Annotated in this window: 13 protein-coding genes; 9 read left to right on the top strand and 4 right to left on the bottom strand. The window is 67.4% G+C overall.

Annotation, left to right across the window (positions count from 1 at the left end; all coding sequences use genetic code 11):
* Window positions 1–5: 5 nt before the first annotated feature.
* Together HEP81_RS08060 and HEP81_RS08065 are read right to left on the bottom strand one after the other, a co-directional pair.
* On the bottom strand, window positions 6–1253 hold the full coding sequence (locus tag HEP81_RS08060; protein ID WP_190276115.1) for an ATP-dependent nuclease: 1248 nt from the start codon (window positions 1251–1253) through the stop codon (window positions 6–8).
* Window positions 1254–1330: 77 nt separating this feature from the next.
* Window positions 1331–2574, bottom strand: a protein-coding gene (locus tag HEP81_RS08065) for an IS3 family transposase (RefSeq protein WP_190275966.1) whose coding sequence is annotated in 2 segments (ribosomal slippage) — window positions 1331–2292 and window positions 2292–2574 — 1245 coding nt in all. Because the reading frame shifts where the segments join, the coding sequence is not laid out codon by codon here.
* Between HEP81_RS08065 and HEP81_RS08070 the strand changes: the two genes are divergently transcribed.
* Window positions 2573–2845: a hypothetical protein gene (locus HEP81_RS08070; protein ID WP_157854613.1), complete on the top strand. Its 273-nt coding sequence runs from the start codon at window positions 2573–2575 to the stop codon at window positions 2843–2845. The two genes, HEP81_RS08065 and HEP81_RS08070, sit on opposite strands and share 2 nt — an antisense overlap.
* Window positions 2846–2984: 139 nt before the next feature.
* Complete coding sequence (locus HEP81_RS08075; protein WP_190275967.1) at window positions 2985–3188, top strand: hypothetical protein; 204 nt, start codon at window positions 2985–2987, stop codon at window positions 3186–3188.
* 63 nt (window positions 3189–3251) lie between these two features.
* Here the strand turns inward: HEP81_RS08075 and HEP81_RS08080 are convergent, their stop codons facing one another.
* Entirely contained in the window at window positions 3252–3791 is a 540-nt protein-coding gene (locus HEP81_RS08080) for a hypothetical protein (protein WP_157854612.1), read from the bottom strand.
* Between the two features lie 521 nt (window positions 3792–4312).
* On the opposite strand from HEP81_RS08080, the gene ilvB reads away from it, so the two are divergent.
* Window positions 4313–6088 carry a biosynthetic-type acetolactate synthase large subunit gene (gene ilvB, locus HEP81_RS08085; RefSeq protein WP_051850608.1) on the top strand — a complete coding sequence of 592 codons (1776 nt, stop codon included), beginning with the start codon at window positions 4313–4315 and terminating at the stop codon, window positions 6086–6088.
* A 208-nt stretch (window positions 6089–6296) separates the two neighbouring features.
* The gene (locus HEP81_RS08090; RefSeq protein WP_157854610.1) at window positions 6297–6599 is read left to right on the top strand and encodes a cupin domain-containing protein; all 303 of its coding nucleotides are present in this window, start codon (window positions 6297–6299) and stop codon (window positions 6597–6599) included.
* 958 nt (window positions 6600–7557) lie between these two features.
* Here HEP81_RS08090 and HEP81_RS08095 read toward each other — a convergent pair.
* Complete coding sequence (locus HEP81_RS08095) at window positions 7558–7932, bottom strand: LuxR C-terminal-related transcriptional regulator (RefSeq protein ID WP_078967703.1); 375 nt, start codon at window positions 7930–7932, stop codon at window positions 7558–7560.
* Window positions 7933–8293: 361 nt separating this feature from the next.
* Here HEP81_RS08095 and HEP81_RS08100 point away from each other — a divergent pair, with 361 nt between their 5' ends.
* The 5 genes from HEP81_RS08100 (at window position 8294) to HEP81_RS08120 (ending at window position 15262) form a co-directional block, all read left to right on the top strand.
* A complete protein-coding gene (locus HEP81_RS08100) occupies window positions 8294–9016 on the top strand; it encodes a hypothetical protein (RefSeq protein WP_157854608.1) in 723 nt (240 codons plus the stop codon).
* Window positions 9017–9021: 5 nt separating this feature from the next.
* Entirely contained in the window at window positions 9022–10296 is a 1275-nt protein-coding gene (locus HEP81_RS08105; RefSeq protein WP_157854606.1) for an NAD(P)-binding protein, read from the top strand.
* A 40-nt stretch (window positions 10297–10336) separates the two neighbouring features.
* Window positions 10337–11083, top strand: coding sequence for a HisA/HisF-related TIM barrel protein (locus HEP81_RS08110; RefSeq protein WP_157854604.1), 747 nt, complete (start codon window positions 10337–10339; stop codon window positions 11081–11083).
* Between the two features lie 92 nt (window positions 11084–11175).
* A complete protein-coding gene (locus tag HEP81_RS08115; protein WP_421673951.1) occupies window positions 11176–12096 on the top strand; it encodes a zinc-binding dehydrogenase in 921 nt (306 codons plus the stop codon).
* Window positions 12097–12121: 25 nt separating this feature from the next.
* Window positions 12122–15262 carry an amino acid adenylation domain-containing protein gene (locus HEP81_RS08120; RefSeq protein ID WP_157854600.1) on the top strand — a complete coding sequence of 1047 codons (3141 nt, stop codon included), beginning with the start codon at window positions 12122–12124 and terminating at the stop codon, window positions 15260–15262.
* The last annotated feature ends 50 nt before the right edge of the window (window positions 15263–15312 follow it).

Genomic DNA, 15312 nt, shown 5'->3' on the forward strand with positions numbered 1-15312 from the left:
CTCGTTCAACGTGCCTCACCCGAGGTGTCCGCCAGGACGCCGCAGATGGCGTCGGCGAGGTACTGCGGGGCTTCGAAGGTCTCCCCGTTCTCGATCGCCAAGGCCACGTCGTGCGCGAACTCGCCCTTGCCGATGAACTTCTTATGCTTGCGGAGTTTGAGGTAGAAACCCCAAGCACGCCCCCGTTCATTGTCGAGGATCTCCTGCCACTTCTTCTTGGAGCGCGTCTTCTGCTTAAGGAAGGCCGCTTTGAGTACGGGCTCGTTGGCCTCGGGCGTCAGGAGGTCGGCTTCCAGGGTGTGGGGAGCCTCGGCCACGTGCAGGTGGCCCTTGGCCCCGATCAACTCGGCGTGGGCTGTCAGCCGGTCCTTGCGGTTGTTCACCGCGCTGTCGTCATCGTCGTCGTCCGGCTCGTCCTCATCGGTTTCAGCGTCCGCTTCAGGATCGTTTCCGGTCGGGGCAGCGGCTGCCGGTTCCTGGACCTCGCCCTGGCCGTCCTCGCTCTCCCCTTCCTCTGTCTTCTTCTCCTTGGGGATGTCCGGGTCGCCATCGGTGATGACGGTCAGCTTGTCCAGGAGCCGGCACCCGTTGACCTCCGACAGCAGCAGCGTGATGTAGGGGGCGAAGTCGACGCTGCCGACGTTGATGATCGTGACGCCGTGGAAGTCCCGGCGCTGCTTGGCCTGGGCCTCGCCGCCGAAGACGCAGTGACGGGCGATCACCGGCAGCAGGACGGCCTCGGCGATCCCTTCGACGAGGATGACCCGACGGGCAAAGAGCAAGCCGGCCCGGGTGGCATCCAGGTACTGGTTGATCTTCCGCCGCTCGGCCTCAGAAAGCTCGATCTTGGCCAGCGGGAGTGCCTGGCTCTTCCGGCGCAGCACGTCCTTGTCCTGGCCCTGGCCGTCCTGGACAGTCTCCTGGTCCACTCGTGTGCGCAGCGCGACAACGTTCTCGATTCCGACGCTGCTGGCCAGGTTGGGCGAGTGTGTGCTGGCGATGACCTGGATCCGGCCGGCCGGGCCCTGCGTGTCGTCCTTGAGAGAAGCCTCGGCCTGTTCCTGCAGGTAATCCAATAGGACTGCCTGAAGCTGCGGGTGGAGGTGCGCCTCGGGCTCCTCGACGAGGAAAAGCGTCAGCTCCATGTGCTGGGCCTTGCGCAGTTCCAAGATGACGGTCGCGATGAACAGCAAGTTGGCGTAGCCCAGACCCGACTCGGTGAGGTCGGCCGGCGGGATGCCGGCCTCGGCCATCTTCACTCGCAAGCTGCGCGCCAGGCGGTGCAGTTCGTACTCGGCGAAGGTGAACCGCTCCGGGATCGGTGGAGGCTCTATGCGCTGACTCCAGCCGCCGGTTGGGGCTGGTGTTGAGCGTAGTGGTCGGTCTCGTGCTCGTGGGGCGGGATGTATCCGATCGCGGTGTGGAGGCGCTGGTTGTTGAACCAGTCGACCCATTCCGCGGTGCCGAGTTCGACGTCGGCGAGGCCGTGCCAGGGCCTGCGGGGCTTGATCAGCTCGGTCTTGTAGAGGCCGATCTGGGATTCCATGAGCGCGTTGTCCAGGGCGTCGCCGACAGTGCCGATCGAGGCATCGGTACCCGCCTCGATCAAGTGCGCGGTGAACGCGAAAGACGTGTATTGGCTGCCTGCATCCGAATGATGAACCAGCTCCGGGCCAGCGGGAGTTCCGGCGCGGTCGCGGCGCCACAGAGCCATGTCGAGGGCGTCGAGGACGAGCTTGGCCCGCTTGCTGGTGGCGGCGGACCAGCCCACGATCGCCCGGGAGAACACGTCCACGACGAACGCGACGTAGACGATCCCGGACCAGGTGGCGACATAGGTGAAGTCCGCGACCCGTCTTTCGTTCGGCCGGGACGCCGTGAAATCGCGTTGCAGCAGGTCACCTGCCCGATCATGGCCGTCGTCCCGGATGGTGGTGCGGATCTTCTTCCCTTGCCGGGCGCCCTCCAGGCCCAGGTCGCGCATCAGCCGGGCGACGGTGCAGCGGGCCACCGGTATGTCCTCGCGATGCAGTTGCCTCCAGACTTTCCTGACCCCGTAGACGCTGAAGTTGTCCGTGTGGACGCGGCTGATCTGCGCCTTCAGTGCGGTGTCGCGGACTGTTCGGGTGCTGGGTGTGCGGTTCTTCGCCGCGTAATAGGTGCTCGTCGCGATCTTCAGTCCATGGCTGGTCAGGACTCGGCAGATCGGCTCGGCTCCGAACACCTTCTTGAACTCGTCGATGAACGCTACGAGCGCTTCGACGGCCGGTCGAGCTCGGCCGCGAAGAAAGCCGAGGCCGCCTTGAGGATCTCGTTCGCCCGCCGCAGTTCGGCGTTCTCCGCCTTCAGGCGCTTGATCTCTGCAGCCTCGTCCGAAGTCACGCCTGGACGCTGGCCGGCATCGACCTCGGCTTTGCGGACCCAGGTCCGCACCGTCTCAGCGGCACCGATCCCGAGCTTCGCGGCGACCGCCTTCATCGCGGCCCACTCGGTCGGGTAATTCGGGCGGACCTCCGCGACCATGCGCACCGCACGCTCACGAAGCTCAGCAGGATAGGGGGACGGACGTGCCATGACTCGATCCTCTCAGGGAATCGAGCCTCCATCAGACCCGGAGCGGTTCAAGGCGACCCAGGGCGACGGCGGGCGCTTCGAGCTGGGAGAGAGCGAGGTACGCGCAGCCCAGCAACACGCGGGCAAGGACCGCTGGCGCCTCCTCATGGTCACCCACGCCCTTACCCCGGACCGGATGAACATCCGCATGCTTCCCAATCCCTACGCGAAACGCGGACGCGGACGCTACCGGGAGGAAGGCGGCTCGCTGCGCTTCTCGTACCGGCTTTGAGCTTTATAGCCCCGCCGGAGTACACGTCCCCCGACCGGCATCGGGCACTGGCCCGTTTGTCACACGCGACCCCTCCAAGCCTGAGTCGTTACATAGCCAGCTGGGCTAACAGACGTTGTCATTTGTACCGGTACAGCTGGTGAAGGTGGAGGACGTCGGCTTGCCACTGCGAGCGCGCGTCCTGGGCATTGCCGGACACGTACCCGCCCAGCTGGCCTCCAGTGCAAGCGCTACCGGGCACGAATCAATCATGATCGGTTCGGCCGACTTCACCGACCTCGCCGCCGCATTCGCACGCCAGCACCGCATCACCGTTCTCGGCCGCGCCGAGATCAAGAAGTAGGCCCACGGCACCCACCTGTACCGAGCCGTCGACATCCTGATCTGACCTGTCTCCACCCGGCCGTCACGGATGTTGAGGGTTCAGACCTGTACGCCAGCCCAAGTCCAGGCCCGTCGAGTCCTTAAGGACCTTGTTCAGCGCCCCGTCCTCTGCGCGGTCCTCGAAGAGCGCACGGGGAAGGTGATCCGAGGCGAGAGGGCCGGTGCCGTGCAGTACGTCGTCGTACGCGGACGCCACGGCGGCGCTGATCAGCAGGTCCGTGGCCTCGTTGAGGTTCACGTGCTCCGCCGGCCATCGGTACTCACCCTGGCTCACCCGGAACATGGGGAACAGCCACCACATGTCCGGGTCGGGGTCGATGAACCTGAGTGCCCGGTCGTTGAGGAAGTTGACGCCGTAGTGGGTGAGCGCGCAGGCATCCTGCTCGCGGAGATCGAGCAGGCGTGAGGCGCACAGGAAGGAGACGGCCGGGGTGCGTCCGGCCAGGTGCATGGGGATGGTGGCGGCCTCCCGCAGCATGGAGAGTCCGGATAGGCGGGAAACCACGCGCCCCATCCGGAGCCCGCTGCGTTGGGCCAGCATGTGCTGGAAGTGAATCGTCATCTCATGACTGGGGTACTGGAATTCCAGGTCGCTTTTCCAGTCCGCCATCGCCTTTGCCGCCGCCGCGAAGCGGTAGGGAGGGTACAGCTCCCTCCAGTCGACGGACGGGTCGGCAGAAGTCAGGCCCGGGACCACCGGGTTCAGCGCGAAGTTGATGAGCCCCAGGACAACGCTCCCAAGGGCGTTGGAAGCCGGTCGCCCACGCACAGCGCTGCTGCCCCCTGCTTTCCTTTCGCCGGCTGTCGTTCCCCGAAAGCGCGCAGCGCAGTCGGTGCCCGGTGGCGAGCAGCGGGGTCGGCGTCTTGGCCCTTCGCAGCACGCGCGAGGCGCAAAGTCCCTGCAGGGGCCGCGCAGCGAGGGCGGGACCGCAGCGGACGCCTGGTGACCCCGACGTGTGGCAGGCTGCGACCGATGCTGTGGTCGATCCCATGCTGCTGATTGGCTTGCATGCCTCTCGCGCCGCCGGTACGGCAGCCTCTTGAATCGGAAGGGCAGAGAGGCGCCGTCGAGAGGACTTCAGCATGTCCGGACCAATCGAAGACCTCCTGCCCCATACGACATCAGGTGCCGCCGCAGCACTCCGGGTACTGTGGCACGCAGGCGTGAGGGTGATGTTCGGAATACCAGGGGGAGCGAATCTTCCGCTGTACCAGACGCTGAAGGAATTCCCCGGCCTGCGTCACATACTGACCCGGCATGAACAAGGGGCAGGCCACGCGGCTTCCGGCTACGCCCAGGCCACCGGTTCTCTGGGGGTCTGCCTGGCCACCTCTGGTCCCGGAGCGACCAACTTGGTGACCGCCCTCATGGACGCATACATGGACTCCGTTCCCGTGCTCGCACTGACCGGTCAGGTCGAAGCGTCGCAACTGGGTACCGCAGCCTTTCAGGAGACCGACATCTGCTCCATCGTGGCCCCGGTCACCAAGTACGCCGTCGAAGTCACCCACGCCCGCGACGTCGCTCAGGTCCTCAGGGAAGCGATCGCTCAGGCTCTCAGCGGCCGACCTGGCCCCGTGCTGGTCTCCATCACCAAGGACGCGCTCACCGGCACCACCACTGCGGCATGGGGTGCGTTGGCGGCGCCGGCGCTGCCCGAGCCGCCACAGCCGGCCGCTGAGGAGATCGAGCGGGCCGCCGAACTGCTGTACAGAGCTGAGCGGCCGGTCCTGTATGTCGGTGGAGGCGTGGTCAAAGCAGACGCCGCCAGGCCATTGCGTGATCTCGCGGAGTTGTTGAACCTGCCTGTCGTCACGACGTTGATGGCCCGCGGCGCCTTCCCCGACAGCTACCGTCAGCACCTGGGCATGCCCGGCATGCACGGGACTGTCGCCGCTGTGGCCGCTCTACAGGAAGCCGATCTCGTCGTGGCCGTCGGCGCCCGCTTCGACAACCGGGTGACCGGCAAGCTCGACTCATTCGCGCCACATGCGGCCGTCGTGCAGATCGACATCGACCGCGGCGAACTGAACCGCAAGCGACGGGCCGCGGTTGCCTTGCACGCACACTGCTCTCCAGCCCTTACGGCTCTCGTGCGTCAGGTGCGCAAGCTCCCTCCGTGCGCACCACCTGAGCGACGGCTCGCTGAATGGTGGCACCAGCTGGACGGCTACCGCGCCCGCTACCCGCTCGGCTATCCGAACCGAGACGACGAACTCATGCCCCAGTACGTCATCGAGCGGCTCGGAGTCCTCACAGCAGGAGCCGCTACGGTATACACCGCCGGCGTCGGCCAGCACCAGATGTGGGCCTCGCAGCTCATCCAACATGAACGGCCCCGCAGCTTCGTCAACTCCGGCGGCGCCGGCACTATGGGGTACGCGGTACCAGCCGCGCTGGGCGTCCAAGCGGCTTATCCGGACGGCGAAGTGTGGGCCATCGATGGGGATGGGTCGTTCCAGATGACCTGTCAGGAGCTCGCGACCTGCGTGCATTCCGGATTGCCGGTGAAGGTTGCGGTGCTCAACAACGCCTCACTCGGGTTGGTGCGCCAATGGCAGGATCTCTTTCACAACCGTGAGTTCATCGAGTCGGATCTCGGCTCACCCACTGCGCCGACCAGCCCCGACATCACCGAACTGGCTCGTGCCTACGGTTGCGCGGCCTACCGGTGCGACAGCCCGGAGGAGGTCGACCGAGCCGTGCTGGCCGCGTCCTCGGTGCGTGATCGTCCGGCGGTGATCGAGTTCGTCGTCGCCAAGGACGCCATGGTCTGGCCGACAGTGCCCATGGGGGTCTCCAACGACGAGATCATGATCGCCCGCGGTCTCCGTCCCGAATTCGGTTTGGAGCACTGACGACCAGCTTTCCTCACCCCTACCTGAACATCCGACGTCGGTCGGTGGGATGGAGCACAACATGGTCGAGGCTGACGGACCACACCGACGTGCGGACGCCCTCCGCGCGGCGTTTCCCCCGCCGCAGGCACCGGCCGCCCGCCACGTGCCCCTCGCACGCGGGATACTCCGGGACGCCCTCCCTGACCTCGGGGAGGACGTCACTTTCGTGACGGTGCGTAAGATCGTACTGCCGCCGGGTGGTACGACGGGGTGGCATTACCACCCTGGCCGCCTACTCGTCGTGGTGGACCAGGGCGTGCTCACCCACACCCACGCGGACCTGGCGGTCGAGACCCTTACGGCGGGCAATTGCCTGGTCGAGGCCCGGGGGGCGGAGCACGCGCACATTGGCACCAATCTCGGTGACACTCCGCTCGTGCTGCACGCCATCTACTTCCAGCCGAGCCCGGAAAGCCCCCTGGCCGTTCAGGTGGCGGCCCCGGTGGCCTCCGACCGGCTTGCAGAATGAATGGGGGGAGCCGTCCTCTCTGCTGCGCGGCGTGGCCACCGACTTGGCTGTCAAGGTGGTGGACTGCCAGCACAACGCCGTCGGACGAAGGTGTCGCCACTGAACTCGTGCACGGTAGGCGGTGAGGCGTCGAGCTCGTGATCGTCGATCATGGTTGTGCAGTAGAGAACGCGTCTCGCGCTACGACCGTCAGCGACCGGACGATCACGGGCCCGTCGGCTGAAGTGATCGCTGAACTCGGTACCGACGTCAGCCCGTTGTGACACGGTCGGCACCAGAACAGGCTCGGATCCAGGCCGCGGTAGTGACCTGCGGGCGCAGCCGCCAAGCACCGGCTGATTTTCGTCGACCGGGTCCTGGCGACCGCTCGTGCGTCTCCGTCATGGGACCAAAGCGCTGATCTGCTGGTTCGGCGTGGACCGCTCCACCGTCACCCCCGCCGTCGCCAGCGGGAAGACCGGCATCATCGACGGCACCGAGACTCGGGTCCGCCGGCCGGCCACCGGGCGCAGGGACCGGAACCGGAACCGGTTCATCTCCGGCAAGAGCAAGCAGAACGCCGTCAAGGCCGTGGCCGTCACGGACGAGGACGGCCGAGCGCTCCTCTGCAGCCCGACCAGGCCGGTGCGCGGACATCACCCGTGCCCGCCTGTCAGGGCTGGTGCGACGAGATGCACAAGCGCGGCGCAAAGCCCGGCCACTCCTCACTCCGTGTCCGCGTCGAACACGGCATCGAACACCTGAAGAACTGGCCCGCCGGACTGCTGTCCTTCAGGAGACCGAGAACCTGACATCAGCACGACCGCTGGAAATGCCGAATCCCCGCCGCGGCATTCGATGCCTCACTGTCTACCGCTCACGAGTTCGTCAGCCGTTGCCGGGCGACCAACAGTCCACCTGCCCAGACGTCAGGCTGCGGGGCTCGTGGATGCCCATCCAGTGCCCCACATGAGCGGGTCTAACTGTTCGGCTCGTGGCGTCGGACGGAGGATCCGAAGTATTGAGCCATCACCTCCGCCCGGCCCGCAACGCCGAACTTTCGGTAGACGGAATGCAGATTGTTTTTCACTGTGCGTTCCGCTATGCCGAGTGCGCGGCTTATCTGGCGGTTCGACATCCCCGTTACCAGAAGGCGGAAGATTTCACTTTCGCGGTCCGTGAGAGATGTAATCCCGTTTTCAAGTGCGCATGGTTCCGCGGTGGAGGATTCGAACCTCGACTCGTTTTCTTGGAGCAGGATCCGCAAGAGACGAAGAATCTCGTCGACGCTCTCCAGCAGTGCCCGAAGGCTGCAGGCGATCTCCTGGTGGCACGGCTCTTCGCTGTCGGGCATGACAACGCCCCCGGGGGATGGGTCTGTTGTTCACGGATGGATCAGCGGTGCTGGCGACGACAGGCAGCGCAGACAAGACCTCTATGCCCCGATGCGCGGGGTGGGGAACCTGCGATCCGGTCAGTGTCCGTTGCCCTTACAGACGTTGTGCTTCCGTCGTGCCACTGCCTTTGCGTCATACCTTCCACAGTGGTGATCAGTTGTCCAGTTGGCGCCTGGAGTCACCGACGCAGACGTCTGCGTACGTTTTGGACGGCCAGCCTGAGGGGCCGAGTCCCGTATCGAAGGTACCTAATTGCTCACTGTTTCCGGGGCTGCCCCTCGGGCACTCGCGGCAGTATCGAACAGACTGGACGGAAAGGTGGGCAAGAAATTCATGGATGCCGGTCTCGCAACGTCAGCAACACGGTTACTCGCAGAGCAGGATCACCTCGTGGGTCAGCGTGACAACGCATTGCTGCGCTCGGCGCGGGACGGCAGGGTGAGCCGCCAGGACCTTCGCCGCATGGTGCAGGCTGACCAGCTCTGTCTGGAGGCCGAGACGGTGTCCTACGCAATCCTTCTCTCCCGTTTCCCGAACGGACCGGCCGCCGATCTCTTCAGTGGGCTGAACGCTGCCTTGCGCTCGCTCAAGCCAAGCCTTGACCGGTGCGCCAAGGCTCTCGAGGCACCTTCAGCATCCGTACTCGACCCGTCCCGGGACGCCACCGCGTTCGCTTTTCCTCGGGCGGTCTCCTGGATGTGTCTGCACGCCGGGCCCATCGCTGCCGCGCTGGCAGTGCGTGCTGACTTCGCCGCCTACGCGCGAGAGTCGGGGGAACTGCTACGGGCGCTGAGCGATGACGGCATCGAGGTGCCCGAGGCGTTTCGTGAGCACTACAGCGTGCCCGCATCCACAGAGCTACTCGACCTGGCCGCCGCTGTCGTGCAGGAAGGCTTCGTGGAAAGGGACAGCACGTCAGGTCGGGCCGCCTCTGTCGCCGATGTGCTGCTGGTCGGTCTTGACGGCTTCTGGCTGTTCGCCGCCGGAGACCGGCGTGAGCCGTCCGCAACCGCCGCGGACCAGAGCATCCGGCGCGGGTGACGGCCGTGCGCGTGGGAATAGCGGGCGGTGGGATCGCGGGCCTGACCTTGGCCTGGCTACTTGCCGAGGACCACGAGGTGCTGGTGCTCGAAGAGCAGCCGAGACTCGGCGGGAACGCGGAGTCGGTCCGGACGACGTTGCATGGCAAGACATACGTCATCGACCTTGGGGTCAGGGAGACTCCACTCGAAGCGTCCCCGGTCTGGCGGCACATGGCCGCGGCGGCAGGGATCCCGGCGGAGGACTTGGTGGAGACCACGTCGTCCCGCGTGGTGTTCCGCGAGCACGAGCGCTCGGCCCTGTGGGTGTCCGCCGACCCCACCGACATGACGCGGCCGGTCACACCCGATGGGCAGACGGACCAGGCCATGGCCCGTCTGGCGCAGCAATCCGCGCGCTGGCAAGAGCAGGGAGCGTCCTGGGACCTCACACTGGACGAAGCCCTCAACGACTGGTTGCCGCGGTCCTTCCCGGCGCAGCGTCTGCTGTGCGCACTGCCGGCTTCCCTGTACGGCTGCACACTGGACGAGGCACGGCAGCTGTCCGCACGTGCGGTCGGTGCGACACTCACCCCGCCGGACGGGGTTCCCCGGACGACGTACCTGCGTTCTGGGGCCGCATCCCTCATTCACGGCCTCGCCGCCGGCTTCTCACGTTCGGTCAGGATGCGCTTGAGTACCGGTCTTCGGACGGTGCGCCAGGCTGGGGCGGGGTTCGAGCTCGTTGACGGGGCAGGCGCCGTCCATCGGGTGGACGCGCTGGCGCTGGCTCTCCCCGCGGACCGTGCTCTCGCCGTGCTCTCCGGTCTCGTGGGAACGGGTGCTTGGCAGACCGCCCTGGGCTGCATCGCGTACCGGAATGTGACCTACGCCCTGCACCGCGACCCGTACGGGATGCCCGAGAACCGGCGTCTGTGGTCTGCAAGCAATACGACCGTGGACGAGTACCGGAGCCAGACGACGACGTGGTACGGCCCCTCACTGGGCGTCGACCTGTTCGTCAGTCAGGTCGACCATCGCTCTGCTCCGCCCCGGGAGCAACTCGCCCGCTCCTCGTTCCGGGCGACCCTTCCCACACCGGCGGCGTGCCGTGCCCGTCAGCGACTGGGCGAGATCGAAGCCGGGCAGCGACTGCTCTTCCTCGGTCACTGCACGACTCCGGTGGAAACACAGGAAGCGGCCATGAGATCGGCCATGGCCGTCGCACATCACCTCGCACCCCGCGGCGCACGGCTGCGGAGGCTGCGCAATCACGTGGAGGCGATCAATGATGGCTCATGACGGCAGTACCACAGATACCCGGGCCCGGGTGGCCCGGCAGGTGATTCCGTGCATCGACGTACGCGACGGGGTGGCGACGGATCCGTCCGGCATTCCCGGCCTCGTCGATCCCCGCGACGTCGTGGACATCGCCGACGGCTACGCACGCGACGGGGCCGGCCAGTTGTTCCTGGATGTCGTCGACTCCTGGGCCGCCGTCGGCTACCTGCCGGAGCTGTTGCGTGAGGTGCACAAAACCGGCCTGGAACTGCTCGTTTCCGTACAGCACGGAGTCCTTCCTTCGCTCACGGAGTGTGCGGAGTTGCTGTCCGCGGGCGCGGACGCGCTCTCGGTCAGCACCAGCCTTGTCGAGGAGCCCGGGCGGGTGGCGGAGGCCGTTCGCCTGCTCGGGGGACAACGGGTCCTCGGCGTCGTCAACTGCTCGGGGGACCGGCAGCGGGGGTGGCGAGTCCGCATCCACGGTGGCGCCACGCAGACCTCTGCGGACGCCGTCGCCGTGTCCCGACAGTTCGGCGAGCTGCGCGTGCGCGCCCTGCTCGCGAACAATGTGGACCGGGAGGGCACTGGCATCGGTTACGACCTCGACCTGACGCGGGCCGCCGCTCGCGCGTCCGAGCTTCCGGTCATCGCCTCCGGCGGTGCAGGCTCGGCGGCACAACTGGCCGACGCCCTGCGCACCGGCGACGCCACCCACGTGCTCGTCAACAAGGTCGTCCACAGCGGCCGGGAGACGGTCGGTTCACTGAGCAGGAGCCTGTACCGGCACCTGCGCGGCGAAGCGGGCTGACCGTGCGGGCCCTGGCCTTCCAGGCGTACGGCGACCCTTCCCGTGTGCTACGCCTGACGAACCTTCCCCGCCCCGAGCCGGGCCCAGGTGAAGTGCGGGTGCGGCTCTCCGCCCGACCGATCAATCCCTCGGACCTCCTGTTCATCCAGGGGGTATACGGCCGCGCAGCGCGCTTCACTCTACGGCAGGGCGGTGGTGCACCGGACGGAGGATGGGCTGTCGCCGGTTTCGAGGGCGCAGGCACCGTAGACGCCCTGGGCCCCGGTACGGCAGGGCCCGTACCGGGGACCCGGGTGGCGGTCTCCGCCACGGGGACCTGGCAGGAGTACGTCTGCGTGAGCGGCACCTCGGTGATCTCCGTTCCGCGCGGCGTGTCAACCGAAGCAGCCTGTCAGTTCACCGTGAACCCCTTCACCGCCCACCTGCTCGTGCACGATGTCGCCCTCGCCCCGGGCGACAGCCTGCTCCTCACCGCTGGTGCCTCCGCCGTTAGCCGCATGGTGATCCACCTGGCGAACGAGCGAGGTGTCCGGTGTCTGCCCGTGGTCCGGCACCGGGAGCAAGCACGCGCGCTGGCCGGCCCGGGCACGCAGCCACTTGTGGCTGGCCGCGCCGAGGCTCTCACCGAGGCGGTGCGCGAGATCGGGGAGCATGGCGAGGTGGGAGCGGTGCTGGACGCGGTCGGCGGAGCTCTCGGCGCCGCAGCACTTCAATGCCTCCGTTCTGCCGGACGGTTCGTGTCCTACGGCATGCTGTCCGGTCACCCGGTCCCGGTGCAGCCTGACGACCTTGTCTTCCGGCAAGTGAGCATGTGCGGCTTCTGGTTGCCCGCTCGAATGGGGCGTCTGGACGAACGGGACATGGCATCCCTCAACGAGCAGGTGCAGGAAGCCGTAGTGCGCGGTCTGCCCGGTTTCCAGGTCGCCGAGCGCCGTGACCTTGCCGACTTCCGGTCAGCGCTCGGGCACACGATGCGCTCGGGACGGAACGGAAAAGTCGTACTCACCGGCTGACCCGGGCAAGTGCCGCATCCACCGAGTGGACCACTCACGAAAGGCTTCGATTATGTCATCGCCGGCGCCCACTCCTCCCGGCCTCGCTCAGGAGCACGCTCGCTCCGATGACGACACCGGTGCCGGTTACCCCCGCGACGCGCTGCTGACCGACCTGTTCGCTGAGCAGGCGCAACAGTCGCCGGACAGCGATGCTCTGGTGTGGAGCGGCGGCCGCTGGACGTTCGGTGAACTCCACGACAGAGTGGTCCACGCTGCCGGCGAGTTACGGGCTCGCGGTGTGAAGGACGGAGACGTCGTCGCTGTCCTACTGGACCGCTCCCCGCAGTCGGTGCTGACCACGCTCGCCGTCCTCGAGGCAGGCGCCGTCCATCTTCCCCTTGACCCCGCAACCCCTGCCAGCAGGCTCGACGCGATGTTGGGGAACGCGGCCGCCACATGCCTGGTGACCGACGCAGGTGCTCCGTTCCGCCCGTCCCACCCGCTCGTGCGCGTCACCACCCGCGAGCTGGAAGAGGCGCGAGGAGCCGGGCGAGCACCGTACCGAACCACGGGCCGGACGGCCGCGGATGCCGCATACCTCATCTACACCTCGGGATCGACTGGGCTGCCCAAGGGCGTGTTGTGCCATCACCGGGGGGTGGTCCGTTTCGTGACCGCCCATCACCCCGCGGTACCGGGGCACGGCGACCGCTTGCTCGCTACAGCCAGCCCGACGTTCGACGTCTCCTGGTACGAGATCTTCTGCACCCTGCTCAACGGAGCATGCCTGGTGCTGCCGGAACCCGACATCTTGCTCGACACGGAGGCTCTGGCGCAGTGCCTGCATCACCAGGGCATCACCACCCTGTGGCTGGCCGCCGGGCTGTTCCACGTGCACGCTGCCGCGCCCGGCATGTTCTCCGGACTGCGATGCCTGATGGTGGGCGGCGACTCGGTCAGCCCGAGCGCAGTCCGCGCCGTACTGGCTCACGGAGCGCCGGGTGCCCTGGTGAACGGGTACGGGCCGACGGAGAACGGCATCATCAGCACCTCCTACACGGTTCGTCACCTCTCCGACCAGGAGGAGCTCGTCCCGATCGGGGGGCCTGTACCGGGCACCACCGTTCACGTGGTCCGACACGACGGCAGCCTGGCCGAGCACGGTGAAGTGGGCGAGCTGTGGGTGGGCGGGGACGGCGTGGCGATCGGGTACCTCAACGACCCGCAACGGACTGCTGAGTGCTTCCTTCCCGACCGTTTCGGTGATGATCCGTGCGGCCGCCTGTACCGGACGGGTGACATCGTGCGTCGTCGGGACGACGGCATGCTCGAGTTCTTGGGGCGCAGGGACCGGCAGGTGAAGGTGCGGGGCTTCCGCATCGAACTGGACGAGGTCGAGGCCGTCCTGTGCGCGCACCCCGACGTCCGGGAGGCTGCCGTCGACGTGCTGGGCGAAGGACCGGGCCAGCACTTGGGCGCGGCCGTCGTCGGTGCTCCGGGAATCGACGCCACAGTCCTGACCGCGCGGCTCTGCGATCATGTGCGGGACCGTCTGCCGGCCCACATGGTGCCCAGCAGGGTTGATTGCGTTGCGAATCTGCCGCTGACGACGAGTGGCAAAGCGGATCACGTCCGTCTGCTGGCCGGGCTCACCCGACCGGCTGCCGGGTGCTTCGAGGGCGGTACTCCGGCACGCCGGGACGCGAGGGCCGTCGAGCAGGCCTGGTGCCAGGCCCTCGGCTCGGACAGCCTTCGGCCCGACGACGATTTCTTCGCGCGGGGCGGCACCTCGCTGACAGCGATACACGTGGTCGCGGCCATCCGTCGTCACTTCGGCCTGACCTCGGACAGTGTCAGTCCCCTCGTCCGGGAACTGCTGGACCATCCGACCCTCGGAGCCTTCACCGCACGGGTGTGTCGACTTGCCTTGCAGGAGACAGCTCAGGTCTCGCACGCCGTGCCTGACCTCGACGCCGAGGCCCGACTGCAGCGGGTGATACCAGTGCCTCAGCCCTCGCCGGCAGCGGGACGCCCCGAACGGGTCTTCATCACCGGTGGGACCGGCTTCCTCGGCGTGCATCTCATCGACCGGCTTCTCAGGGCTGGTGTGGAGCACCTCCACTGCCTCGTCCGCACTTCGGACGAGGCGCACGGTGCTGCGCGTTTGGCCGCCCGGATGCGACGCTACGGCCTTGACCGGAAGGTCGCTGAGGGACGGATCACGGTGATCCCGGGCGATCTGTCGGCCGTACGGTTCGGGCTCGACAGCACCGCCTGGGAGCGACTGGCGCGGGACAGTGATGTCATCGTGCACTGCGGCGCGCGGGTCAACCTGGCCTACCCCTACAGTGCGCTGGCCCCGGACAACGTCGACGGCACGCGGACGGTCATCGAACTGGCCGCCTCGCACCGGCTCAAGCCCTTGCACCACATCTCCACAGTCGGAGTCCTCGCCGGCCTCGGCCCGGGGGGCGTCCGGCGAGTGACGGAACGCACGCCGCTCGGCAGCCCCGACCGCTTGTCGGGCGGCTACGCGGAGACCAAGTGGGTCGCCGAGAAGCTGGTGAGAGAAGCCGCGCGCCAGGGACTTCCGGTGTCGATCTACCGCCCGAGCGAAGTGACGGGCACCAGCGACCGGGGAGTGTGCAACACCGACACCCTGATGTGCGCATTGTTCCGCACGATCGCACAGGGCTGCGAAGCCCCCGACACAGCGTTGTCGCTCGACTTCGTCCCCGTGGACCACACCTGCGATGTGATCACCCGCGCGATCACCCACGAGCAGCCCGACGGCCGCACGTACCACATCACCAACTCCGCGCCAGCCCCCTTGTCCCTGCTGGTGGAGCGCCTGCGCGCCATGTCCTACCCGGTGCGCACGGTCACCTACCGGAGATGGGCCGACGGTGTCGTCCGGGCGACCGACGCGGACCCCCAACACCCGATGGCGCCGTATCTCCCGCTGCTCGTCGAGCCCGCGTCCGGTACGGACCCCGCCGCCACGCCGCCGTACTTCACACGCCAGTTGCCCCGGCTCGGCCGCGACAACACCGAGCATGTGTCGGCGCACGCCGGACTGGCCTGCCCGCCCGTGGACGCCCGGCTGATCGACCTCTACCTCGAACGCCTCAAGCACAGCGGGTACCTCCCGCCGCCGGGAGACAGCGGTCTCCCAGCCGCCTGAGGCGCACACCGTCCCTTCATCGCGACGGCCATCCGTCGCCGACCACCTTC

It is taken from the genome of Streptomyces griseofuscus (genome assembly GCF_014673495.1).
GTDB lineage: Bacteria > Actinomycetota > Actinomycetes > Streptomycetales > Streptomycetaceae > Streptomyces > Streptomyces murinus.